23 protein-coding genes are annotated in these 22,960 nt (G+C 67.8%); 8 read left to right on the top strand and 15 right to left on the bottom strand.

Translation table 11 applies throughout. The features are described 5' to 3' along the window. Window positions 1–509: 509 nt before the first annotated feature. Window positions 510–1,184: a YdcF family protein gene (locus tag Q0Z83_RS55635; RefSeq protein ID WP_317791647.1), complete on the top strand. Its 675-nt coding sequence runs from the start codon at window positions 510–512 to the stop codon at window positions 1,182–1,184. Between the two features lie 57 nt (window positions 1,185–1,241). Here the strand turns inward: Q0Z83_RS55635 and Q0Z83_RS55630 are convergent, their stop codons facing one another. Further along, window positions 1,242–1,862 carry a hypothetical protein gene (locus tag Q0Z83_RS55630; protein WP_317791646.1) on the bottom strand — a complete coding sequence of 207 codons (621 nt, stop codon included), beginning with the start codon at window positions 1,860–1,862 and terminating at the stop codon, window positions 1,242–1,244. Between the two features lie 335 nt (window positions 1,863–2,197). Between Q0Z83_RS55630 and Q0Z83_RS55625 the strand changes: the two genes are divergently transcribed. Together Q0Z83_RS55625 and Q0Z83_RS55620 are read left to right on the top strand one after the other, a co-directional pair. Further along, window positions 2,198–2,896 carry a sulfotransferase domain-containing protein gene (locus tag Q0Z83_RS55625; RefSeq protein WP_317791645.1) on the top strand — a complete coding sequence of 233 codons (699 nt, stop codon included), beginning with the start codon at window positions 2,198–2,200 and terminating at the stop codon, window positions 2,894–2,896. 183 nt (window positions 2,897–3,079) lie between these two features. Continuing rightward, window positions 3,080–3,871, top strand: a complete 792-nt coding sequence (locus Q0Z83_RS55620; protein WP_317791644.1) for an aminoglycoside phosphotransferase — start codon at window positions 3,080–3,082, stop codon at window positions 3,869–3,871. 46 nt (window positions 3,872–3,917) lie between these two features. On the opposite strand, the gene Q0Z83_RS55615 is transcribed toward Q0Z83_RS55620, so the two are convergent. From Q0Z83_RS55615 to amcB, 5 genes are all read right to left on the bottom strand, one after another. Further along, on the bottom strand, window positions 3,918–4,652 hold the full coding sequence (locus tag Q0Z83_RS55615) for a carbon-nitrogen hydrolase family protein (RefSeq protein ID WP_317791643.1): 735 nt from the start codon (window positions 4,650–4,652) through the stop codon (window positions 3,918–3,920). A gap of 58 nt (window positions 4,653–4,710) precedes the next feature. Further along, window positions 4,711–5,538: a carbon-nitrogen hydrolase family protein gene (locus tag Q0Z83_RS55610; protein ID WP_317791642.1), complete on the bottom strand. Its 828-nt coding sequence runs from the start codon at window positions 5,536–5,538 to the stop codon at window positions 4,711–4,713. A 46-nt stretch (window positions 5,539–5,584) separates the two neighbouring features. After that, window positions 5,585–6,178, bottom strand: a complete 594-nt coding sequence (locus tag Q0Z83_RS55605; RefSeq protein ID WP_317791641.1) for a pentapeptide repeat-containing protein — start codon at window positions 6,176–6,178, stop codon at window positions 5,585–5,587. Window positions 6,179–6,251: 73 nt separating this feature from the next. After that, on the bottom strand, window positions 6,252–6,437 hold the full coding sequence (gene amcA / locus Q0Z83_RS55600) for a multiple cyclophane-containing RiPP AmcA (protein WP_317791640.1): 186 nt from the start codon (window positions 6,435–6,437) through the stop codon (window positions 6,252–6,254). Then, window positions 6,434–7,555 carry a cyclophane-forming radical SAM peptide maturase AmcB gene (amcB, locus tag Q0Z83_RS55595; protein WP_317797392.1) on the bottom strand — a complete coding sequence of 374 codons (1,122 nt, stop codon included), beginning with the start codon at window positions 7,553–7,555 and terminating at the stop codon, window positions 6,434–6,436. The genes amcA and amcB overlap by 4 nt, the downstream gene beginning before the upstream one ends. Before the next feature lie 311 nt (window positions 7,556–7,866). On the opposite strand from amcB, the gene Q0Z83_RS55590 reads away from it, so the two are divergent. Beyond that, window positions 7,867–9,210 (top strand): hypothetical protein, encoded by a 1,344-nt coding sequence (locus Q0Z83_RS55590; RefSeq protein WP_317791639.1) that lies wholly within the window; start codon window positions 7,867–7,869, stop codon window positions 9,208–9,210. A gap of 11 nt (window positions 9,211–9,221) precedes the next feature. Here Q0Z83_RS55590 and Q0Z83_RS55585 read toward each other — a convergent pair whose 3' ends face one another. The 7 genes from Q0Z83_RS55585 to Q0Z83_RS55560 form a co-directional block, all read right to left on the bottom strand. Continuing rightward, entirely contained in the window at window positions 9,222–9,728 is a 507-nt protein-coding gene (locus Q0Z83_RS55585; RefSeq protein WP_317791638.1) for an NUDIX domain-containing protein, read from the bottom strand. Between the two features lie 231 nt (window positions 9,729–9,959). Then, complete coding sequence (locus tag Q0Z83_RS55580; RefSeq protein WP_317791637.1) at window positions 9,960–10,562, bottom strand: nucleotidyltransferase family protein; 603 nt, start codon at window positions 10,560–10,562, stop codon at window positions 9,960–9,962. A 134-nt stretch (window positions 10,563–10,696) separates the two neighbouring features. After that, on the bottom strand, window positions 10,697–11,290 hold the full coding sequence (locus Q0Z83_RS55575) for a YdcF family protein (protein ID WP_317791636.1): 594 nt from the start codon (window positions 11,288–11,290) through the stop codon (window positions 10,697–10,699). Between the two features lie 252 nt (window positions 11,291–11,542). Next, window positions 11,543–11,929: an NUDIX domain-containing protein gene (locus Q0Z83_RS56050; protein WP_396349892.1), complete on the bottom strand. Its 387-nt coding sequence runs from the start codon at window positions 11,927–11,929 to the stop codon at window positions 11,543–11,545. A gap of 151 nt (window positions 11,930–12,080) precedes the next feature. After that, entirely contained in the window at window positions 12,081–12,593 is a 513-nt protein-coding gene (locus tag Q0Z83_RS55570) for a GNAT family N-acetyltransferase (protein ID WP_317791635.1), read from the bottom strand. 37 nt (window positions 12,594–12,630) lie between these two features. Continuing rightward, window positions 12,631–13,257 (bottom strand): AAA family ATPase, encoded by a 627-nt coding sequence (locus Q0Z83_RS55565; protein ID WP_317791634.1) that lies wholly within the window; start codon window positions 13,255–13,257, stop codon window positions 12,631–12,633. Next, window positions 13,254–13,919, bottom strand: coding sequence for a class I SAM-dependent methyltransferase (locus Q0Z83_RS55560; RefSeq protein WP_317791633.1), 666 nt, complete (start codon window positions 13,917–13,919; stop codon window positions 13,254–13,256). Before Q0Z83_RS55560 ends, Q0Z83_RS55565 begins: the two co-directional genes overlap by 4 nt. 77 nt (window positions 13,920–13,996) lie before the next feature. On the opposite strand from Q0Z83_RS55560, the gene Q0Z83_RS55555 reads away from it, so the two are divergent. Genes Q0Z83_RS55555 through Q0Z83_RS55540 form a run of 4 tightly spaced genes read left to right on the top strand, consistent with a single transcriptional unit; the run spans window position 13,997 to window position 19,810 of the window. Beyond that, window positions 13,997–15,538: a site-specific integrase gene (locus Q0Z83_RS55555; RefSeq protein ID WP_317791632.1), complete on the top strand. Its 1,542-nt coding sequence runs from the start codon at window positions 13,997–13,999 to the stop codon at window positions 15,536–15,538. A 41-nt stretch (window positions 15,539–15,579) separates the two neighbouring features. Continuing rightward, a complete protein-coding gene (locus tag Q0Z83_RS55550) occupies window positions 15,580–17,256 on the top strand; it encodes a hypothetical protein (RefSeq protein ID WP_317791631.1) in 1,677 nt (558 codons plus the stop codon). Further along, entirely contained in the window at window positions 17,253–19,373 is a 2,121-nt protein-coding gene (locus tag Q0Z83_RS55545; protein ID WP_317791630.1) for a hypothetical protein, read from the top strand. Before Q0Z83_RS55550 ends, Q0Z83_RS55545 begins: the two co-directional genes overlap by 4 nt. Beyond that, window positions 19,370–19,810: a hypothetical protein gene (locus Q0Z83_RS55540; protein ID WP_317791629.1), complete on the top strand. Its 441-nt coding sequence runs from the start codon at window positions 19,370–19,372 to the stop codon at window positions 19,808–19,810. Before Q0Z83_RS55545 ends, Q0Z83_RS55540 begins: the two co-directional genes overlap by 4 nt. 201 nt (window positions 19,811–20,011) lie before the next feature. Here the strand turns inward: Q0Z83_RS55540 and Q0Z83_RS55535 are convergent, their stop codons facing one another. Beyond that, window positions 20,012–22,348 carry a putative bifunctional diguanylate cyclase/phosphodiesterase gene (locus Q0Z83_RS55535; RefSeq protein WP_317791628.1) on the bottom strand — a complete coding sequence of 779 codons (2,337 nt, stop codon included), beginning with the start codon at window positions 22,346–22,348 and terminating at the stop codon, window positions 20,012–20,014. A gap of 163 nt (window positions 22,349–22,511) precedes the next feature. Then, the gene (locus Q0Z83_RS55530) at window positions 22,512–22,862 is read right to left on the bottom strand and encodes a helix-turn-helix transcriptional regulator (RefSeq protein ID WP_317791627.1); all 351 of its coding nucleotides are present in this window, start codon (window positions 22,860–22,862) and stop codon (window positions 22,512–22,514) included. Window positions 22,863–22,960: the final 98 nt, after the last annotated feature.

Raw genomic sequence — 22,960 nt, 5'->3', positions numbered from 1 at the left:
CACGTCGCACCGTGCTCCTGGACCGGCGGGTCGGCTGGTGGCGACTGTGCGGTGCCGCCACGCAGCGGCGCCGGGCCGCGCGAGGCGGCGGCCCTGGTATTCCCGCGGTGAGCCTGGCAGAGCTTGCGTGGGAGGACCTACCTGCGGGCCCGCTTTGCCGGCGCGACGGACGTTGTGCTCTTTACCGATGCCGCCAACCCCGCCAACAACGCCCTTTACCAGGGCATCGGGTACCTTCCGATCACCGAGTGGGCCGTGTACGGCTTCGGGTGTACCGAGCCGCCACCTGCGTGATCACCGTCTGACGTAGCCACGCTCGGTGCCGCGACTGTTGATGCCCCGATCCGACGGTGGTCGTTGAACCAACCGTCGGCGTCGCCCTCCGCGCACATCTGACCTCCCCGCACTCAAAAGGGCCAAAGGCGACGTCGGTGGCGGCCGGGAGGAACCCGCGCGAACCGTTGGTTAGGTTGGCTCGGTCGAATACCTCATCATCAGAAGGGTGCATCGTGTCCCGCCAGCATCAGCCGATCAGCGACCGCCAGTGGCAGTCGGCGCTGCAGCTGTGGAACTATCACCAGCTCCGGCATACGCCGCGAGCGTGTGACGCTGCGATCGGGCTGGGTAGTCACGATGCCGGCGTCGCTCGGCACGCGGCCGAGCTGTATCACGCCGGCTGGTTTCCGGTTCTGGTGTTCACCGGCGCTACGAACCCGGTCCGGCCCGACGAGTTTCCCGGTGGCGAGGCGGTCCGGTTCCGGGCCGAGGCGATCGCGGCCGGTGTTCCAGCAAAGGCCGTCCTCGTAGAGCCGTATGCGACCAACACCGGGCTCAACATCACCTTGTCCCGACAGATACTGACCGAGGCTGGCATCACTCCGCGGACGGTGATGCTGGTCTGCCGACCCTACGACGAGCGCCGGGCATGGGCGACGTGTCGCAAGCTGTGGCCCGAGGTCGAGGTGCTGTGCTCGTCGCAGTCGATCAACTTTGACGACTACCTGGAAGGCATCGGCGATGACCGGCTCGTCGTCGACATCCTGGTCGGTGCCCTGCAGCGTGTTCTGGAGTACCCGGGCCTGGGTTATGCGATACCTCAGCCTGTTCCGCCGCTGGTTTACGACGCCTATGAGCACCTTCGCCGGGACGGTTTCACCAGCAGGCTTCTGCGCCAGCCCAGCTGAGTACCAGCGCCCGCCAGCAGATGTTGACGCGAGCCGGCGACCGGCATCGCCATGCGACTATCCCGGCTGTGGCGCTGGTGGCAAGAAGAGAAGATCGGCGCTGACGGCTCTGAGCACCTTCAGGTCGACCTCTTCTTGGCCGTGCCGTTCACCGCAGGGGCAGTGCGTCCACGCTCCCGCGCGGAGCTGGTCGCGGAGCGTCTCCAGCGCCGTTCGGGTCCATCCGGCGATATCAGCACCGATGACGACGAACTCCGTGTCAGGCAGGGCCTCCGTGATCGCGAGGGCGAGCCCCGACACCGCTTCGCCGAGGTGGTGTAGGTCAAGGGCGGGGACATCCTGCTGCTGGTCGCCGTTGGCTGCCGCGTAGATCAGGACTTGGCCGAGGCCAGCCTGCAAACGGGCGGCGACCCGGACTGCAAGGTGTTCGGCGGGCCCGGTCGGGATCTGCCGTTGCTGGACCTCAGTCATCATGGCCGAGGCCGCCACCTCGCCCCAGTCGTCGGGGATGTAGTTGCGCAGGACGGTTTCCGGCTTGATCCGCAGCTGGCCGGCCACCATGTCGATGCGAGTTTGTAGCTCTTCGGCCACGACCTGCGGGTCGACGCAGCCGCCCATCTGGTCGACGGTCGTCACGAACTGGTCGACCAGTCGACCGAATTTTCCGCGCCTGGCCACGTTCGTCTCCTCGCTCGTGTTGCACGACAGTCTGGCAGCACGACACGCCCGTGCCCGGCACCGTCGCTCTGCCGGTGGCGTGCCGGGTGAGCCGCCAGCGGCGGCGGGCCGATGGCTAGGGTCTCAACCTTCATCCGGCCAACCGGATCGAGTGATCCCGGATCTTTGCGTGCCGCGTTGCACCGCCCGTTGCAGCCGTCGCCACGATGCGGTGCCAGACAGCGGCCGCGGTTTCGGCCCAAATCGGCGTCGGCGGCACTCCTGCAGTCACCAGCGTTCATCATGTCGACTGACTGACCCCTGAAACCCCGACGTCGTCTGACTACAGTGCGAGGATGCTCGTGTGGGTGGCGTCTTTTCCGCGCTCCGGCAACACCTTTCTGCGGATCATCTTGCACCGCCTGTACGGGGTGCGGACATCGACCGTCTATGACGTCGACGGAGTCGCGGCTCGGCTCGGCTCCGACCTGATCGGGTTCACCGAGCGCCCGGGAGAGCTGACAGACCTTCGCGCTTCCGATGAGCCGCACTTCATTAAGACCCACCGGCAGCGGGATGCCGATGTCAGCGAAGGTGACTATGCCATCTGCCTGGTCCGCGACGGCCGCGACGCTCTCGTGTCATGGGCGCGACAGGACAGTGAAGATGATCCAGCCCGCTACGAGGCTGAGCTGCGCGCGAAGATTCTGCGCGACACCGCGGTCGGGACTGGCAGCTGGGGTAACAACGTCTTGAGCTGGTTGCAGCCGCCGGCCGCGCATCGCGTCCTGTTGCGTTACGAGGACCTCACCCGCGACCCGTGGGCCGCAGTCCCACCGGTCATCGCCCGGATAGCGCCTCAGCTGGCGGTGCGGCCCGAAGCCCATGTTCCGTCTCTTGACGAGCTGCGGCGCCACGACGACCGGTTCTTCCGCCGTGGACGCACTGGCAGCCACTACGACGAACTCCCTGACGACTTGCACGAACTGTTCTGGTCACGACCCGACAACCGGGCCGCGATGGCACTGCTGGGCTACGACGAGCCGACGACGTGATCGATCGAAGTTGCTTCAGCTCAGGGGTGCTGGCCTTGTTCGGATCGGCAGAACAACACCCGTCGGCCGGCGCGATCGGTCGTCCCCTGGGAAGGGTGAACGGCGCCGCGCCGTCAAACCGCAGATCCAGATCGTCCGGCACGTTCCAGGGCCTCTTCTGCATGATGAGCCCGGAGGTGACTGTTGAGCAGCGACACGACGTTGCCGCAGCCCGTGACGGCCGTGATCGCCGAGCGGGTAGGAGCTTTCGACGTGGTCCGAGCTTCCAACGGTCACCATGCGGAGTTCGCTGCGCGCATCCTCGGGCAGGGTCACACGCTGTTCGTCAAGGCAGCCCGCTCAGACTTCGGTGTCCGATCACTGCGCTACGAAACGCAGGTAAGCCGAGCCGTTGGCCCGCCTGTTTCCCCGGCGGTCGAGTGGCACTGCGAGGTGAGCGGCTGGCTGGTGGTGGCGTTCGAATACTGCGCCGGCCCGCACGCCGACCTGGCGCCGGGCAGCCCTAACCTGGAGCTGCTCGCCGCAGCCGTCGACAACCTTGGTCGCACGCCGGCGCCGGATCAGGCGCTGTTCAGCCCGGCCGCTCGGCTCGGGTTCGAGTTGGCGGAGATGGAGGGGGACACACTCGTCCATACCGACCTCAACGCGACCAACCTGATCGTGACGCAGCAGGGGCTGCGGATCGCCGATTGGGCGATGGCGGCCAAGGCGGCACCATGGGTCGAGCTGGCCCTGCTCGTCCCGTGGCTGATCGGCAGCGGCCACACACCGGAGCAAACTGATGAGTGGCTGGCGCGGTTCTCGGTGTGGCGGACGGTCGATCCCGCGGTCGTGGCCGCGTTCGCAAACCGGAACGCCGAGAAGTGGTTACGCAAGGCGCAGGAGAACCCCGCGGCCTGGAAGCGCGACCTTGCGGAATGGACCGGCCGATGGTCGGCATATCAGCGAGGGAAGGCCTCCGCGACACAACCTTGAGCAGGCGGCACGGGTACCCAGTACCTCGCGGAGATTACCGCGATCATCACGGTGCTGCCGGGATGTCGGCCATGACCATGCCGATCGTCAGCAACGGGACCTGGGCGACGATGTCACCCTGCGGTGAGATGACGCTGGTCGGGCCGTAGGCGATGCGGTCGTCGCGGGTGCCGGTGACGTCAGCGGACACCAGCCACATGCCGGTCTCGCGGGCCCGTTCGGCGCGCATGCTGTGGTGCAGATCCTTCGCCCGGGTGGCCGTCGGGCGGCGCAGCATGTTCTGCGCGGAGACAAGCAGCAGTGTCGCTCCTTGTGCTGCGACTTGGGCGGCCGGCTCGGGGAACTGCGTGTCCGAGCAGATGTTGATGCCGTAGCGCAAGCTCTGCAGCACGAACGTCGGAGTGTCGGTGCCCGGAGTGAAGACTGTCTCGCCGGGCATGAGCCGGATCTTGCGGTAGCGGCCCACGAGCCGGCCGCGGTCGACGACGACGGCGGTGTTGAAGTAACAGTCGTTGTCGGCCTCGATGACGCCGAAGACCAGGGTCGGAACGATGGGTGCGAGACGGCGCAACACCGCGGCGAAACCGGGTGAGCCCAGGCCGAGTGCGTACCGGAAGACGTGCCCCTCGTCGGTGAGGTAACCCTGCAGGAAGCACTCCGGGAACAGCAGCAGGTCGACGTCGGATCCGGCGCCTTCAGTGGCGAACTGCTCGATACAGGCGAGCGCCGCGTCGGGGTCGCCCAGGATTTCCGGCGTTTGGCAGGCACCCACGCGAACCACGCCGGCAGGATTACTGTCGGGCTCAGCCATGCCGTTCCGTTCTCCTGTGAGGCTACGGTCAGATGAGGGTGCGGCCGTCACTGCGCGGATCGTGCACCTGACGGTCACGGTAGATCTGCCCTTTCCGGGCCAGTGCACGCCAGGGACGGGCGAGGCCCAGCGCGATGTGCAGCTGTGGATCGCTGCGATCGAGGTCCGCCACGACGAGATCGCCGGCCGGTGGAATGCCGGCAAGCCGGGAACCGTCTGGGCCGATCAACCCGGACGGCACCATGTGCCCCGTCTGCGCCGGACCCGACAACGACACCCAGAAGTTGTTGATTGCGGCGTGCGCGCGGGCCTTGACGTGGAAGATCTCGTCGACCGGGTAGGCCGACAGCAGGAGACAGTCCACGCCGAGCTGTTCGTACTCGCCGAAAAGCTCCGGAAAGTTGATTTCGATGCAGATGGCCAGGCCGAACCGGAACCCGTCGATGTCGAAGACGACCGGCACCGTGCCGGGTGTGTAGAAGCGTGTGAGCTCGGTGTTCGAGCAGAACCTCTTGTCGTAGCGGTCGACGATCCGGCCCTCGTCAGAGATCACGTAGAGGCTGTTGTGCGGGCGGTGAGGTGACGTCAGCGGGTGCGCGGAGCCGAGTACCACCCACAGGCGTAGCAGCGCGGCCAAATGGATGATCTGCCGTAGCTCGTCACGGCAGGCGTTCCAGTCCACCTGAGCCCAGTCGCTGACCTGTTCTTTGGCGTATCCGGACAGGTGCCCCTCTGGAAAGTGCACGAGCCTCGCGCCCTGATCGGCGGCCTGGCTCATCATTTCGCGCACCGCTCTGCCGTTGCGGCGCACGTCTGCGCTCGCCGCCGGCTGCGTGATGGCGATCCGCAAGACCACCGGTGCTCCTTTCACGAGGTTGCTGCAAGCGGTCCCGGTTCGAGGACTAATCGGCGGTGACGTTGATGGACAACTCCCGGACCAGGGCGCCGGCGAGCGCGAGAAGCTGGGTTTGATCGAGCTGTACGCCACGCAGACCTGAGACGGCGGCCAGGTCGGATAGATCGTTACCGCGCACGTCGGCACCCTGCAGCTCGCAGTTCTCGAACTCCAGCTGGGCGAGTCGGCATTGATCGAAGGCGACCCTGGTCAGCCGGCTCTCGGAGATGCTGACCTCGGTGAACGAGCAGCGCACGAAGGCAGCGGGACCAGCGGTGGTGACGGCGTGGAAGGTGCTGTAGTCCAGCCGGCAATCCTCGAAGATCACGTCGCGCAACGTTGCTGTGTTCCAGTTGGAGCCCATCAGGGTGCATCCCTTGAACACGCAGCGGTCCAGGGTGACATCGGCGAACGTCGCCGAGGCGAGGTCAGCGTCAGTCACCCAGCATTGGCTGATCACAGCGTCGCTGATGGTGGCACGTGCCCACGAGGGGCCGGTGATGGCGTGGTCGATCAGACGTTCTCCGGGACGTGGCACACGGGTGAACGGGTCCAGATCTTCTGGATCGTCGGCGGGTAGCGCAACCCGGGTGTCGCGCACGTTCCGTGTTCGCATGATTCACCTTATTACGGTTGCTGGTGGCGGCCCGTCGGACGTGCCGCCACCAGCACGGTCAGCGTTTGTTGTTCCAGTTGTCCCAAGTGGGCCGGTTGTCGAACTTCGGCACCCGGTTGTCCCAGGTCGGTCGGTTGTCGAACTTCGCCGCCTGGGGCAGATCGTCGGCGGGTACGGCGCCGGTCAGGTGCAGTGGCGCAATCGCGGCGGCGGTCACGCTGGTCAGCAGGGCGAGTGCGGTCATTGGGTGCCTCCTTGGGTCAGGTCGAGGGCGGCGAGTACGACGGCTTGGTAGGCGGTGCGGCAGTGGTTGGTCTCGGTGGTGTCGAAGCGGCCGAGCTCGAAGAACCGGTTGCCGGCCTGCGCACCGCCGCAGAAGTCCCAGAATTCACATTCGGTGGCGCAGCGGCGTAGGCCCTCGCGGAATTCCGCGACATAGCAGGGCGCGGGGCCGGTGAGCAGGTCGGGTAGCGAGTCGGTCAAGACGTTGCCGATGACGAAGTCCTCGTATGCCGGGGCGTCGACGCCGAGCAGTTCCGGGGACAGCAGGACCGTCTGTCCTGTGGTGGCGACGGTAGGGATCGGGTCGTACAGGGCGTGGCCCGTCCAGCGGCCGGCGCGGGTCTGATCAAGGTATCCACGAAGGCGCTCTAAGTCTCGGATGAGCAGGTGCGGATATTGCGGGCTGAGCTGCCACAGCCGTCGCCAGAAGTGCCGGGCTTGATCGGGAGTGACTTGCTGCCGGTGGGCGTTGAGGCCCTCCAACTCCTCGATGTTGAATCCCACGGATCGGCAGCCGAGCTCGGCAAAGAAGGCCAGAAGTTCCTCGGCGCGGCCGATGCCGTCGACGGTGACCACGCAGATCACGGCGAACTCGATACCGGCGTCGCGCAGCATCCGGATGCCGGCCATCGTGCGGGCGAACGACGGCCGGCCCCGCCGGTCCGCGCGGATGCCGTTGAGCTCGGGCGGCCCGTCGATGGAGACTCCGACGCGGACCTCGTGTTCCCGGATCAGGTCGAGCCAGTCTTGGTTGATCAGCGTCGCGTTGGTTTGGATCGCGTGAGCGACCTGGCCGTCTTGGCGCAGCTGTTCGAACGGCGCCAGCAGGGAGCGCATGTGCGCCAGTGGGGTGGTGAGTGGCTCGCCGCCATGCCAGACCACCTCGACCGGGAATCGGCTGTTCTGCTGGGCGATGGACGTGGCGAGACGTTGTGCCACTTTCACAGGCATCAGCAGCTGACGTCCTCGATCGGGGAGGTAGCAGTATTCGCAGTCGAGGTTGCACAGGGTCGCCGGCTGCACGATCAGTGTGCTGAACCGGGTACCGATCTCCGGCACGTGCGACGGGCGCGCCCCCAAGGTTTGCGGCCGCGCACCGCTCGGCGGCTTCCGAGGCGGCTGGTGCACGTCTGCGGGATGGATCGCAGTCACGGATGGCTCCCCTGGTCCGGGCGATCCGAGAGTTGTTCTCGGCCGCCTCCAGCAGAGCCCGCACCGCCCGGCGTGCGGCAGACGTGTGCAGCCGTGCCCGGCGGTTGCGGCGCGGTGCGGGGTTGTGCCGGGTTGCGCCGACCACTTTCACCCTTACGGGTGAACACTCAGCGCTCTACAGTGATTACTTGGCGTACTCCTCGGCTGTTTCGGCAGCAACTCCGGGGGAAGGAGTCGATGTGCCCGGCCAGCACCGACCGACCAACGCGTACCTCGCCGGGCTGATCGCCGAGGCAGAGATCTCCCACGGCGCCCTGGCCCGGATGGTCAACCAGCTCGGCCGCCGGCCCGAGCATGGCAGCCTCGACCTGCGCTACGACTCCAGTTCAGTCAACAGGTGGCTACGTGGCGCCCTGCCGACGCCTCCGGCGCCCACGCTGATCGCCGCCGTGCTGAGCCATAAACTCGCCCGCACCATCGACCCTGGGCACCTGGCGGGTGGCGATGCGTTCCTCGAACTACCCGCCAATACCGACGAGACCGTGCGAGCGGCCACCGGGTTGTGGCATCAAGCCGCCCACCGGCGCGACGCGCTGCGATATCCGTTCGTGTCGCAGGCGGGTCCGCAGGCCGGCTGGCGGTGGGCGTTCGGCAGCGCGGACGCCGCCGTTATCGGCCGCGGCACCCGCGGCGTCGGCATGAGCGACGTGCAGCGGCTGCGCACCGCCCGCGACGACTTCGCCGACCTCGATCGCCGGCACGGCGGCGGCTACGCTCGCAGCTGGCTCACCGACTTCCTCGACCGCGAAGTGACACCCTTGTTGCACGGCCGCTACCGCGACGCCGTCGGCACCGCCTTGTTCTCGATCGCGGCGAACCTGACCGAGACGGTCAGCTACATGGCTTTCGACGACGGGGAGCACGGCCTCGCGCAACGCCTCAGTATCCAGAGCCTCGCGCTGGCCAAACACTCCGGAGACACCGCCTTCGGCGCCTACGTGATGAGCAACATGGCCGCCCAGCTCGTCTTCCTCGGCGACGGCCGCACCGCCGCCCAGATGGCCCGCGCTGCCGCCTGCTCCGCCGGGCAGGTCAGCGGACCACTACTCGCGCGTATCTACACCACCGAGGCGCGTGGGCACGCGCTTGCGGGCGACACCCGAGGATGCCGCAACGCGCTCGCCCAGGCCGAGCACGCCATGAACACCGACGGTATGGCCCCGGCATGGCTCGGCGCGTCGAGCTTCGCCCACCAGGCCGGCTCGGCCATGCACTGCCTGCACGATCTCGGCCTGCACACCGAAGCGGTTCGGCACAGCACGGCCGCACTCGACCTGCCGCACGACAGCATCCGCGCCCGCGCTCTGCACGAGATCGTTCTCGCCCGCGTGTACCTCGGGCTTCGCGACGTCGATCGCTCGTGCGAGACCGCCCGGCCGGCACTGCACTCCGCCCTCCAGTTGCGCTCACGACGACTACGCGAGCGACTACACGAGTACGCCAGCGCGCTCGCGGCGCATCGGAAGCATCCCGCGGCACAGGCATGGCGGGCGGAGGCCCGTGAGATCCTCGCCGCCGCCTGACTCTGGCTCGCTTACAGCGCGCCGGAGCTGGCGGCCGGCACGATCCTGCCGTTATGCAGGTATGCCACGCCGTTGCTCGCGCGGGCCTTCAGGGCCGCGTGCACCCGGTCCGCGGTATTGGCCGTAAACCTCGCCCGGATCTGCGACTCGTCGATGAACGCGACGTCGTCCAGTTCCTCTCCCTGGAGGGTGAGCTGACCGGGGTCCTCGAGGAGCCCCCCATCGAACACGTACCCGAACCAGGCCTTACGGACGGGTGTGGGCTCGACCCAGTCCAGCACCAAGAGCCGACCGAGGTTCAGGTTCACACCCAGCTCTTCGGCGACCTCACGGGCGCAACACACGTGCGGCGGCTCACCGGCCTCCATGATGCCGCCCGGCAGGTTCCAGTGCGGCCGGTAGTTCGGCTTGACTGCCAGCACTGCCGTGCCTGCCGGGTTAGTGATCAGCGCAGTGGCCGACGACAGAAAACTCGGCAGGCTCGCATACCATTTCGCCGGCTCCAACCGCTCACCCACCTGCCATACGCTACGCGCCTCGAATTTTCCCCAGCGGACCCCTCAGCACCGCCGTACGCCGGTGCCGAGCCACCTAACCGGACGGTCAAGGCTCGGCACCGATTGCACCCTGCGGCTCCGACCGGGGAGACGCGAAGCCCGCAGGACGGCGCCGGGAATGCGGCTATCGCGTCCCTGGTGTGGCAGCGCAGGCGTTGCCCGGCATCGAACGCGAGTCGGGCAGGACGTCAGCTATTCGGGCCAGTCGAGCACCGTGAGTTCGGGCCACAGTTCCTGCCATCGGGCCGCCTTGGTTTCGTACACCTCTCGTGGGGCCAGGACAGGGTTGGGCCGCAGAACGAGGTTGAATACGTCGGAGAGCCCGTGCGGAGCGTAAACACGCCACCGGCCATCAGGTTCGCGCCGGACTCCCAGGCAGCAGGTCGTGGCGGCGAACGAGTCGATTGCCGCCTCGGTCGACGAGTAGGGAGCGCAAGCGACCCCGAACTTCTTCTCGTACCACAGGTGCACTCGGGCCTCGTTGCGGATCTCCACATCGGCGGCCAGCCCGGCGAACGTTTCCTCCGCTGCTTTGATCACGCGGTCTTCGGCTTCCCATGAAAGGTCGCCGGCATCGAAGTAGAAGATGTCGTAGTCCTTGATGCCGCTGGTAGGAGCCCTGCCGGTGGCGACGTTCCAGACCGTCTGGAACAGACAGCCCGCAGTGACGTACCAGTCCGGCAATTGCAAGGCAGCAGTCCGCTCGATCACCTCGGTCAAGACCTCGTTGCGGGTCAGAGCCGTCGTGAAGGCGGCAATTTGTTCATCCAGGGGAAGTCGCCCGACCGAATCCATACCCTCACCTTGTCATCTTGTTTTCGCAGCCGCCATATCCACGAAGTAAGCGCCTGTAGTAGCGGCGCCCGCCTTCTCAAATCGAGGTATTAACTATCGCTGAACCTTCAGGCAAACGACTCAGACTCCTGGTCTCACCGAACCCAACCGGCTTCCGTGCGTGACAGCGCCGGCAATTCTTCAGAAGTCAAAAGCTTGCTCAAGTATTCGGCCTCGCGCTGGATCCGCGGCCGATCAAAACTTGAAGTCCAGCTACTTCGGTCATAATCGCGCCCATCGGCACGACCAGCTGGGTTCCAGGTGGCAGCGTAGATGCGTTCGACCGTCGGGAGACCCGCGGCCAAGACGTGCACCTGGCGCCTTTGCCACCATTTGACTACAGCGATCACCGTTCGTATCGATCTGAGCCGTTCCTCGATGAGAGGGCGTGCAAGAAGGACGTTCTCCACCGAGGTGCGCGAACGTCGTTCGACAAGCAGTCGCTCCGGCTCGATTCCCTGCCCCTGGAGCTGATGCGCGTGCACCTCACTTTCAACATGAGCAGGTCTGCGGCGGTTGGGGCCTCCCGTGAGAACAATCAACGGCGCGAGCCCCGACCGAAAGGCCTCGGCGGCTGGCGAGACAGCTTCGGGCAGGGTTGATCCGAATACAAAGATCAAGTCGGCCTTACCCAGCCCCGGAGTTGAGGCGTCGACAAAGTCCGCCACCCGGTCATCAGAAACTGACACGTCGACTCCCTTGCTATTCGGCCACTACTGGAGTTAGCGGTGGATTTCGGTCCGCCTGGCAGATGCCGCACCGGAGAAGACGGAGCGCGGTGCCTGTTCGATAGCGCGGTCGGAACGCGGCCCACCCAGCGCCACCTATGGGCCATGGCCCGGTGTCACCGGAATCGCAGCAGCCAGTGGTAGTACGACCGGGCACAGCGCGCCCATCATGGCTGTATAGCGGGCCGTCGACTGACTTTCAAAATATCCGGCCTAGGACGAGGTCCCCCGGTGGGCAGCAATCGCCTTCTCCGCCCACCGGGAAATCAGCCTTCCGTCGGGCAGTCCGGAGTAGTCAAGTGGCGTCCAGCGGGCCTCCGCGATTTCTCGATTTGGCTTCAATTTAGCCGACAACGCAACCCCTCTGAAAATTCTCAGAGAATCCCGCTTTCCCTCCAGTTGCGTAAGATGTTCATCGATCACCTCGACTGCTCCGATGAATTCGATCCCCAGCTCTTCCCTGCACTCCCGGCGAACAGCGCTCTCGGCTGACTCCCTGCGAGGGTGGTATCCGCCGCCAGGCAGTCCCCAGCGCTGCTGGTCGGTGTAGGAGTGTCTGATCATCACGCATAGCCCTGGTTCGGACGGATGCAGGATCAACGCCTTGACGCCGAAAGTCTTGGGCCGGACGACTCTCCAGTACGTTTGCAGGGCCTTGCTGAAGAGGGCGACGGCGAAACGTGAAATGCCTCTCAAGAGCTCCCGCCAATCTCCATTGCAGTGTCGCGCCGATCATCACATCGGCGACGCTTCAGATCACGCGAACGCACGCCCGTTGGAATTCGTACCGCTCTTGGACTACCTGGTACTGCTCGAACGTTCCGGCGAGTACCGCTCCGGCCCGTACCAGCAACCGCCGGCAGGCGGCGTTGGCCTGCTGGGTTGTGGCAATCAGGAGGTCCTCGGTGGTGTACCGAAAGAACCAATCGCGGATCAACTGCACCGCCTCCAACGCGAAGCCGTTGCCGCAGCACTGCCAGCGCAGTTGGAAGCTGACTTCCCAGGGGCCGCGTTTGCGGGCCAGGGAACCGCTTCCAACCACCTGACTCGTGACAACGTGGACGATCACGAACTGCCCCCACGCTGGTGCGGTCATCTTGCGGGCGGCCCGGGCCGCTGCGGTCGCCTCGTCGGCAGGTCCGCCGAGGTAGCGGCGTACCCGCGTATCGGTGGCCATCTCAATCAGTGCCGGCTCGTCGCCGGGGGCGGGCGGGCGCAGCCGCACTCGTTCGCCTTCCAGCGGCGGCCACAGCCATCCGGTCACCGCCCACCCCTGGGTTTCCATCGCAGCGTCAAGGTGCTCATGATTCTGTCGGCCCGGTAGGGGCGGCCTTTTCCGTGCACCGGGCGCATCTGGTCGGGCAGGGCGCCAGCGGGGCGGCCTGAGCGAGGCCGCTGGCGTGCAGAATCGTCGTCACGACGTCCGCGAAGGCCATGTCTTCGGGGATCACCTGTTCCCCCGGTACGCCGAGCAGATCCTGTCCCGCGTACCAGCTGCGCATCGTCTCCGGCTCGACCGGGATCGGTTCAGGGCGGCGCCGGTGCCGGCGCACCGTTTCCTCGAACGACACGTCCATGAAGTAGCAGGCGGTCGGCCCGGGATGCTTGGCGATCATTTCTCGGAGGGGATCGCCGTACTGGCCGGTGTGCAGGATCCCTTCCAAGATCACGTGGTAGCCGCCGTCGAGCGCGGTCTGCACCATCGTGGCGATGAGACCGGGAGCGACCCGATCGCTTCCGCCGCCGCCGTGTTCGCGCAGGATGACACGCCTGACCATGTCCTGCTCCACGAGGGCTAGGCCGCGAGCCCCGTATCGGCGGCGCACCTCCCGGGCGGTGGTGGTCTTTCCGCTGCCGCTGTTGCCGCGGATCACCAGCAGCAGCGCCGACCCCGCGGAATTGCATTCGACGCAAGGTTCGGCGGTCATCGGTGGGCTCCCGGCGCCGGCCAGGTCACGGCGATAGTGGTGTGCCGGCGGGCCACGACGAGTTGCGGCTGCCCGGTCGCCGCGGGTGGGGTGGTGCCGTGGGGATGGGCGGTGATCTCTGGCGTGGCGGCGTGTCGGTAGTCGCGGTCCCAGATGGTGGTGAGGTCGAGCAGGTCGGTGGTGAGCGTGTGCGCGTCGGGGCCGAAGCCGTGGGCGCCGAACTGCCACAGGTTGTCGCCGATCTTGCGCATGGTTAGGTAGGCGAAGCCGTCGGCAGTGAGCAGGGTGGGGCAGGTGAATCGGTCCTGCGGGTCGACCAGGCCCTCGGTGCGTTGCCGGTCGACGGCGAGGGCGCCGAACGGGCGAGGCTGGGTGGACAGCCAGAGGTGCAGGCTCTCGAAGGCGCCGGGCTCGTCCATGGTGATGGTGACCGGCGACCACACGTCCACCCGGGGCCCGTCGAGGGCGCTGGCGAGCGCGTCGGCGTCCACATCGGCAGGGTCATCGAGCAGCAGGACGATGTCGTTGCCGCGCAGGGGGATCCTGCGGGCGAGCTGGCTGCGCTCACCTTGCATGGGGACGAACCCACATTGAAGGGCTCTGCTCGCGGTGAGGTGATCGTGGCGGCGGTGCAGGGTGAGGCAGCGGGTCAGGGTTCGCATCCGCAGTTCCCTATTGGATCTACGTGTTGAACCAATAGGAGTGGGGCGATGATGTGGCCGGCTGGCGAGTTTTCTGGGTGCCCGAGGACGACGGGCGGGTCGTGGTGCGTAAGAGAGCTGTGGGTGGCCTGGCTGATCTGGCCGTGCGGGAGGCTCAGGTCGGGATTGTCGCGGGTGACCCGATCTTCTTGTCGCCGGAGTATCGGGTGGATCCGGTGCTGGGGTTGTACGGGCGGTCCCGGAGGTTCCGTGGGTACACGGCTGAAACACGGCGAAATTATGCCACCGATATCGGTCTTCTCCTGACGTTTCTGTCCGGTCGTGATCGGGTGTGGACGGCGGCGACACAGCGAGATATCGAGGACTACGAGCACTGGCGGCGATTCGCCGACGTGAATTCGGCTCGCATCGGTGGTTCGAAGTGGGACCGGGAGCTGGCCGCGTTCGTCGGCCTGTACCGATGGGCGGTGACCCACGGGCACGTCCGGCACAACCCGGTGGCGATGAAACAGGTGGTCGGTTGGCAGGGCGACCTGCGGAAGGTTCCCGTGGCCCGGGCCAAGGACTCGCGGCCGACGAATGTTCATTGGTTGACGCCGCGGACGTGGCGGCGGTGGATCGACATCGGGTTGCGTGGCCATGACGTCGAGGGCCGGCCGGAGCCGGGGTGGGTGGGGCGGCTGGAGGATCGCAACGTGGCGTTCGTGCGGTTGTTGATCAGCTCCGGCCTGCGCCGGGCGGAGGCCGGGTCGCTGCTGAGGTTCGAGGTGCCGGCACGGCAGCTGGCGGCGACCCGCTACTACCGGGGCACGGTGGCCGCGGAGGTGACCCGGTCGAAGAAGCGGCGCACGTTCTATGTCGCTGCCGACGCCGTCGGGCTGGTCGAAGCGTATGTGGAGGCGTCTCGGGCGTGGGCGGTGCGGCAGGCGCAGCAGCAGGGCCGCTACGAGGCGGTGCCGGGCCGGTGGGCGGTCACCGAGGTGACCGCGGGTCGCACGCCGATCGTGCACTACCGTGACGTGCACGGCGCTGCGGGCAGCCGCAGGTTGGATGATCTGACGGTGCGGGAGCGGATGCGGTTGTACACCGAGGGCCCGCGCGGGTTGGAGCCGGTGTGGTTATGGCTCAACGAGCAGGGTCTGCCGTTTCGGGTGCATTCGTGGGAGGGCGTGTTCACGGCGGCTAACCGGCGGTGCGCGCGGGTGTTGGTGCCGCGGGATCGGCTGGGCCAGGATCCGCATCGGGTGTTCGCGCCGTACGCGACGCCGCACTCGGCGCGGCATTCGTTCGCGTTGTTCATGTTGGTGGTCTTGGACAGCTTGATGGACGTCCGGTACGGGTTGAGCCCGCAGGAGCGTCGCGATTTCCGGCTGTTGTACGGCGATCCGTGGTTCATGGTGCAGTGCCTGTTGGGCCACGCATCGCGGGAGACCACGGTCGAGCGGTATCTGGCGCCGGTGGCTGACCTGCAGCTGCGGTCGATGCTCACCGGGGTGGATGAGCCGGCTACGGCGCCGATGCCGGAGCTCGACGCGTTGTTCACGCGCATCGCCCGGCAGTCCGAAGGGATCCAGGACCTCGACGAGCGGATGCGGCCGACGCCCGGTGAGCGCCGGTGAGCGCGCGGGGACGTGCGGCGGTGTTGCCCGCGGAGGGACACGTGCGTCCGAAGTCCTTTGATCCGACTGGGCTGGTGGTGCGGCACTACAACAGCGCCGGCCGGGTACGCGAGTACGACTTCGCCACGCTGCCGGTGGCCGAGCCGATGCAGCGGTCGCTGGCCGTACTGTTCGCGGCCCGTTGTGTCGCGCACACGTGGAGCGTGCACGCCAGTTCGTCGCTGTACTGGCGCCAGATACAGGCGTTCGCGGTCTTCGTGTCGGGGCGGCTGCGTGCGCCGCGTGATCTGGACGAGGTGACCGCGGGGTTGATCGAGGCGTGGCACGACGCGGTGGTGACCGAGGACGGCGGCTTCACGTTGTTCACCTTCGTGACCAGGCTGCTGCGCGACGACGTGCGGCTGCAATCCGGTCCGGTCGCCGACGCGTTGGCCCGGCGGTTGCCGCGGCTGCGCAGCCGGACGCAGTCGTTCAGTGAAGCGGAGTTCGATCAGATCACCGCGGCGGCCCGGCGGGAGTTCCGGTCGGCGTTGGCGCGCATTGAACGCAATGCCGCACACCTGCACCGGTGGCGATCGGGCGATTTCACGATTGGTGGTGAGGAGTGGCTGCTCGGGCAGGCGCTGGACGTGGAGGCCCGCACCGGCTACGCCCTGTCCGGTCACCCCGGCACGGGACGGGCCGGGCCTGCCGGCCGCACGGCGGTCCCGGCGTGGGATCGATTGTTCTTGTCACGTTTGGAAGCCACGGCGCTGGGGGTGCTGCTGCTGGCGCAGTTCGGCTGGAACCTGTCGGTGATCGACCAGGCCGTCGTGCCCCGCGCGTCCCCGGATCCGGGCCTGGACGGCCAGCCGACCTATCGGATCCCGGTGCAGAAACGACGCGAGGGTGCCGGTCGCTATTTCGAGACCCGCAATGTCACCGATGACGGGGCCGGCACGCCGGGCCGGTTGATCACCCAGGCGTTGGCCGCGACCCGGTTCGCCCGGGCCATCGTCGCGGATCTGTCACCCGGCACGGAGCTGCTGATCGTGTGGCGGACGCAGATGGTGGGGCGGGAACGCTCAGACAACGACCGGCACCCGCCGGTCGGCCTGCTGCGCTTCGGGATCCACCGTGACGCCGGCAAGGACTGGGCGCAAGCGCACGGGCTGGGCGGGTCGCCGTTTCGGCGGGGGCGCCGAACGGTGAATGCGGTCGAGCGGCGAGAGCCGGGCCAGAACAGCCGCGACACCCACGACCGGCACTACGCGCTGGTCGACAAGCGGGTGCAGGCCGACGCGGTATCGGTGATCGCAGCCGGCGCGAAGGCCGCGACCGCGCTGGCCCGCCGCACGGTGGCGGCCGCGGTCCGGGCCGCACCTGACCCGCACGCCGCGACGACTGCGACCGTGGACTGCGCGGACTTCACCAACAGCCCCTACAGCAGCGCGGGTTCGGGCTGCACGGCTTCGTTCCTGATGTGTCTGGGCTGCTCGAACGCCCGTATCCATCCCGGCCATCACAGCCGGCTGGCGCACCTGCACGAGGCGCTGGGCAACCTACGCTCGGTGCTCGACCCGAGATCGTGGGAGGTCGAGTGGGGCGACGCGTACGCGCGGCTGGATCATCTGCAGACCGTCCTTGGTGGGCAGACGTGGGCCGCCGCCCGCACCCGGGTCAGCGACGCGGACCGGGACCTGATCGCCGACCTGCTGAACGGGGACCTGAACACGTGAGCGTCGCCGCCGCTGAAATCCACCCTGACCCCGGCCGCTATGTGTTGCCGCTGCCGGGGCCGGACACGCCGGTGGTCCTGCCGCAGTTCGTCGTCGCTATGCACGCCGACCGCAACGCCCGCTACGCCGACGCAGCGTGGCCGCTGGCGCCGTTGACGGCGAACCCGAGCACCGGCAAACGGGTCCTCTACTGGGACAACTGCCCGGATGGGTTCGCTGACGAACTTCGGCTGGTGGCCTGGACTCTCATCAACGGACGGTTACGGCCCACCTTCCTGCTCGAGCGGGGCACCCGGTTCCGATCGCGGCTGAGCATTCATCAGATCCACGCCACGATCACCGCATGGATGCACCTGGCGACGTGGCTGCGTGATCGCGGCATAGGCCGGCTCGCCGACTGCGACCGCGACGTCTGGCACGCCTATGGCGAGCATCTGTCGGCAACCCACTCAGGCCGCAGCCACCTGGCCAAGATTCTGGCGGCGCTGACCCGGTTGTGGGCGTTCGACCAGCTCAGCAGCCGACCGGCGGGGGTAAGCCGGCCACCGTGGGACCAGCATCGGGCCGACGACTACCTGCCCGCGCGGGCCAGCGGCGGCGAGAACGTGACCGAGCCACTGGTCGAAGCCACCATCGGACCGCTGCTGGTCTGGGCGATCCGCCTGGTCGACGATCTCGCCGAGGACATCCTCGCCGGCTGGGTCGAAACCCGGCAGCTGGCCGATACGGCCCGCGCCAACACCGCGACCGTCGAGTCGGCCGCCGCACTACGGGCGCTCCTGGCGCCCCGGCTGGCCACCGGAGAGGTGCTGCCTACCGTCGCCAGGAAGTTGGCCAACACCTACCTCGCCGCGATCACCGGCGCGACGATCAATCAGGTCGAACGGCTCGCCCAGCGTGACGGGCTGACGCGTTTTGCCCCCGAGCGGGCAGGCCCGTGCCCGTTGCGACTGCCGGTGACCGGCCGGATCGGCGGTGTACCGTGGCGGCCGTTCCTGGACTTCGCCGAGGCCCCGGTCTTGATGCGGCACCTGGGCACGGCCGCGTTCATCCTCTGTGCATACCTGACAGGTATGCGGATCGGGGAGGTCCTGGGCATGCGGGCCGGGTGCTGCCCGGACCCGCAACCCGACGCGGACGGGAGCGTCGGACCGTACATGATCCGCAGCAACCACTACAAGAACGCCGTGGACGCTGACGGCAACCACCAATCTGCGGGCCAGGAACGAGACGTGCCCTGGGTCGCCATCGCTCCAGTGGTGAAAGCCATCCGGGTCCTGGAACGCATGGTGCCCGACGGTGCGCTGCTGTTCGACCATCACGCCCACGACCTGCGAGGCCACCGGCCGGGCACCGGCTCGCTGAAACCGGCGGTCGTCTCCCGCCGCATCAGCGACTTCGTCAGCTGGGCGAACGCTGAAGCCTCCGCCCAGGGCCGCCCGGGCGAGATGATCCCAGCCGACCCGCACGGCCCAATCGGCACGGCCCGGTTCCGCAGAAGCCTCGCGTGGCACATCGCACGCCGACCCAACGGCCTGGTCGCTCTGGCCATCCAGTACGGCCACCTACGCACCGCCGTGTCCGGCGGGTACGCAAACCGCGGCCGCGGCGGCATCGACGAACTCCTCGACCTGGAAACCGCCCGCGCGGTCGCCGACACCGTCGCCGAACTACGCGACGACCTCGACACCGGCGGCGGCCTGTCCGGACCCGCCGCCCGACGCGTGATCAAGGCCGCCACCACCGCGCCCCAGTTCACCGGCACGGTCATCACCGCCCGCACCGCGCACCGGCTACTGGCCAACCAGGACGCCGTGCTCTACGACAACCCGCACGCCCTGCTGCTCTGCCACTACAAACGGGCCACCGCACTATGCCACCGCGACAACGCCGCGCACGCACCCCAACTCGACCACTGCGTCCCCGGCTGCGGCAACATCGTGCGCACCGACGGGCAAACCGTTGCGCTGCGCGACCGAGCCGAACTGCTCGACCGGCGAGCCACGCACACCCCGACGCCGGTCGCCGAGCGCCTGCACGCCACCGCCACCCGGCTACGCGAGTACGCCGACCGGCACGACCGCACCCGACTCACCCTGAAGGACCCCCGCGCATGAGCGCCGACCCCGACGAACGCACCCGCATCAGCGCCGCCATGCACCGGCTGCTCGGCGGCACCGCCCAACACAGCAATGGCGCACTGACCATCGTCGCGCTCGCGCAGGAAGCCGGGGTACCCCGTAACGCGCTCATCCAACGCCACCTCGATTTAAAGGCCGACTTCTATGCCCGGGTGCGGGAGCGCACCGGCAACTGCGAAGACGAGACCCGGCTCCGACAGACGATCAGCCGGTTGGAGACGATCCTTGCCCGCAAAAACACCGAGCTGACCGAACTACGCTACGACCGGGCGGAACTGGTCCGAACCGTCAACGTCCTTACACTGGAGAACCAGCAACTACGCGAGGCCCAGCAGCAGGCCCGACCCACCGTCATCGCGCTGCGTCCCCGGGGCGCCGCACCGCAACCGCCGATCAACCCCCACGATGGGTAGCGCGGCGTTCATATTGTTCGCGCGCCCCATCCGATCGCCAAGCGCAAGCTGTCGCACCGGAGGGGTGAAAGGTCGCCGGTTCTCTGGGACTCGCGTCCGAGCTCAGGGAGCTGCCTTCCGCGGCCCGCGATTGGCAGTCCGCGTCACCCCGGACACCTGACAAAACCCGCACCCGAGCCGGTCACCGCGCGACGGGAATCGTCACGATGCGATCGCGCCGGCCCGCTGCTGCAGCAGCGCGTCGATGTCGGTGGCTGGTTGGGGCCGGGCGAAGTGGAAGCCTTGGGCGTAGCGGTAGCCGAGTTCGTGCAGGCGCTCGGCCTGCCGGGCGGTCTCCACCCCTTCGGCGACGGTGCGCAGACCGAGGGTGTCCGCGATGGAGATCAGCGCTGCGGCGACGGCCTCCTGCTGGGCGCTGCCGGCGACGCCATCGACGAACGACTTGTCGACCTTGAGGACATCGACCGGGCAGGTCCGCAGCAGACTCAGTGATGAGTGGCCGGTGCCGAAGTCGTCGAGCGCCAGCACGACGCCGATCTCCCGCAGCGCGTGCAGGGTATCGAGGGCCGCACCACCGCCGAACACCGCCGTCTCGGTGATCTCCACGGTGATCGCGTCAGCTGGCAACTCATGGCGGTGCAGGACTTCAGCGACCTGTGCGGGCAGGGTGGGATCAAGTAGTTGCCGGGCGGAGACGTTCACGCTGACCAGCGGCGCGGCAGCGCCGTGACGGCGTCGCCAGACGGCGGCCTGGGCGCACGCGGTCTCGAAGATCCACGCGCCGAGGTCGATGATCTGCCCGGTCCGCTCCGCGATCGGGATGAACTGTGCCGGCGACACCGTGGCGCCGTCGGCTCGCTGCCAGCGCACCAGCGCTTCCACGGCAACCAGCCGACCGGCCGGAAGCGTGACGATCGGCTGATACAGCACACGGAACTCACCCGCGCGCAGACCATGGCGGATCTGCGCGGCCAGAGTAGCGTCGCGCTCGGCGACCGTCTCCAGACTCGCGTCGTAGCGGACCGCCCGGCTCGTGCGGCGCTGTTTTCCCAGGTGCAGAGCCAGTTCGGCGCGGCGCAGCAGATCCGGGACGTCGCCGTCAGCGCCGGTGGCGTAGCCGGCGGTCGCCGACACCAGCAGATCGTGTCCGTCGACCTGCAGCGGCTCGTCGAAGACCGCCGCCAACTCAGCCGCGCTGTCGGTATCCGTGTCGGTGTCGGCGGGCAGCAGTACCCCGAACTCGTCGCCGCCCAGCCGGGCGACGACCGCCGCTGCTCCCGCCATGTGACGCAGGCGCTCTCCGGCGGCGGTGAGGACCTGGTCCCCGGTGGCGGTGCCGAGACTGTCGTTGATGGCGGCGAACCGGTCCAGACCGAGGACCGTGACGGTGAGCGGCCCGTCATGGTCGGCGAGCAGCGAGGCGAACAGGCGCCGGTTGGCCAGGCCGGTAAGCTCATCATGATTGACCTGATACGCCAGCCGGTCCATCAGCATGGTGTTGTCGAACAACGCCACCAGCTGGCGCACCAGCACCAGCAGCGTCAGCACGACCGAGCCGACCACCGCCCCCGCCTGCAGGTGCCCGGTCCGCAGCGCCACCACCGTCAGCAGCGCCGCGGTGACCAGGATCGCGGCGTAAGGCACCACGCTGACACTGCGCCACAATACCCGCCACCAGCTCACCGCCGTGCCATCGGCCGGCTCAGCCACGCCTGTTGCCACGGAACGGGTGTCGCCGGTCAGTTGTGCGCGCGCGGCCAGGACGAACAGCAGCCCGATCACCGGCATCGTCAGCGCGGAAGCGTTCAAATGAGGCCACGGGCGCAGCAACGGAATCAAGGCCATCGTCAACGGACTGACTATCCCGATCGGCGTCAGCCACCACAACGCCGACCGATCCACGGGGCCGTGGCCGGTCAGCCCAACCCGGATCACCGCCACCACCGCCGCGCACGCCGTGGCCAGCACGATCAGATTCAGCGCCGCAAGCACGGGGCTGTCGGGCACCAGCAATCTGCTCGAACGCACGAACTGTGAGGCGGCGATCCCGGCCGCGACCGCTACGATCGCCACGTCCACCGTCATCGTGAACCGCACCCGCCACGACTGGCGCCGGCCCGGAACCCGGAACAGGGCCGACACCGCCGTGCCCACCGCCGCCAGATACAGCAGCATGGTCGGCAGGCGCACCGGCAGTGATTCGCCGGTGACCGTCGCGCTGTCATAGGCCTGACTGAACGCTCCGGTCGTCATGAACGCCGCCGCCACACCCAACCCGCGCCAGAACCTGCGCGCCGGCGACCGCCGGGCGGCGCGCCCCGCCACCGCGCACCCGGATACCGCGGCCAACGCGCTCAACCCAGCGGGCACCCATACCGACCACGCAGGCAAGGAGACGAACAAACCCGCCACCGTGAGCAGCACGCTCACCGCCAGCACGGCAGCCGCGAACGCAACCACCCGCGACGCCGCTGAACGCCCCGCCCCACCCGGCCGCTGTACCGCCAATGCCGCACCATTCGCCAGGGCCACCACCACAACGGGCGGCCATCGCGCCCTACATCGGCACCCCAGTCCATCAACCTGAGGTGCACCGCTCGGGCGAGTCGCGTGACCGGGACCATATGTCAGCCGTCAAGTCGCGCCGGCGCTTCGGTGGTGCGATCGGCACGCTCGTTCCGCTCCTGGAATGCAACTCTCGTCATGCCCCGCCTGTCCCCGAGGCATCGACAGGTGCCCGCGGCGCGCCGGTGAAGAGATCGAGTAGATCGCCGATGCTGTGATCAGCCTCCGCGGGATGCCGGAACCGGCCGGCCGGATTCACCGTGTACTGGTTGCGGCGCCCGACGCGGTCACGCCGCAGGTAACCGCCGGCCTCCAGGTCGGCCACGATAGCCTGCGCGGCACGTTCGGTGATCCCCACGGTCTGCGCCACGTCACGCAGCCGTACGTTCGGATCCCTGGCGATGGCCAGCAACACATGAGCGTGATTGGTCAGAAACGTCCGATCCCTCGCCGGGTACGCCTCTCCAGTCGTGGCTGGCGCCTCCACATGGTCTCCGTCCGTTCTCGAACCTTCAGCACTTTCTCAATGTACGCACCCCGACACAGGAAACACACATCGTGTTTCCCACTCGAAGCGTTGACCCA

Origin of the sequence: Actinoplanes sichuanensis (assembly GCF_033097365.1) — a bacterium.
Classification (GTDB): Bacteria; Actinomycetota; Actinomycetes; order Mycobacteriales; family Micromonosporaceae; genus Actinoplanes; species Actinoplanes sichuanensis.
Note: the sequence above shows the minus strand (reverse complement) of the source record. Positions and strands in the feature narration are given on the sequence as shown.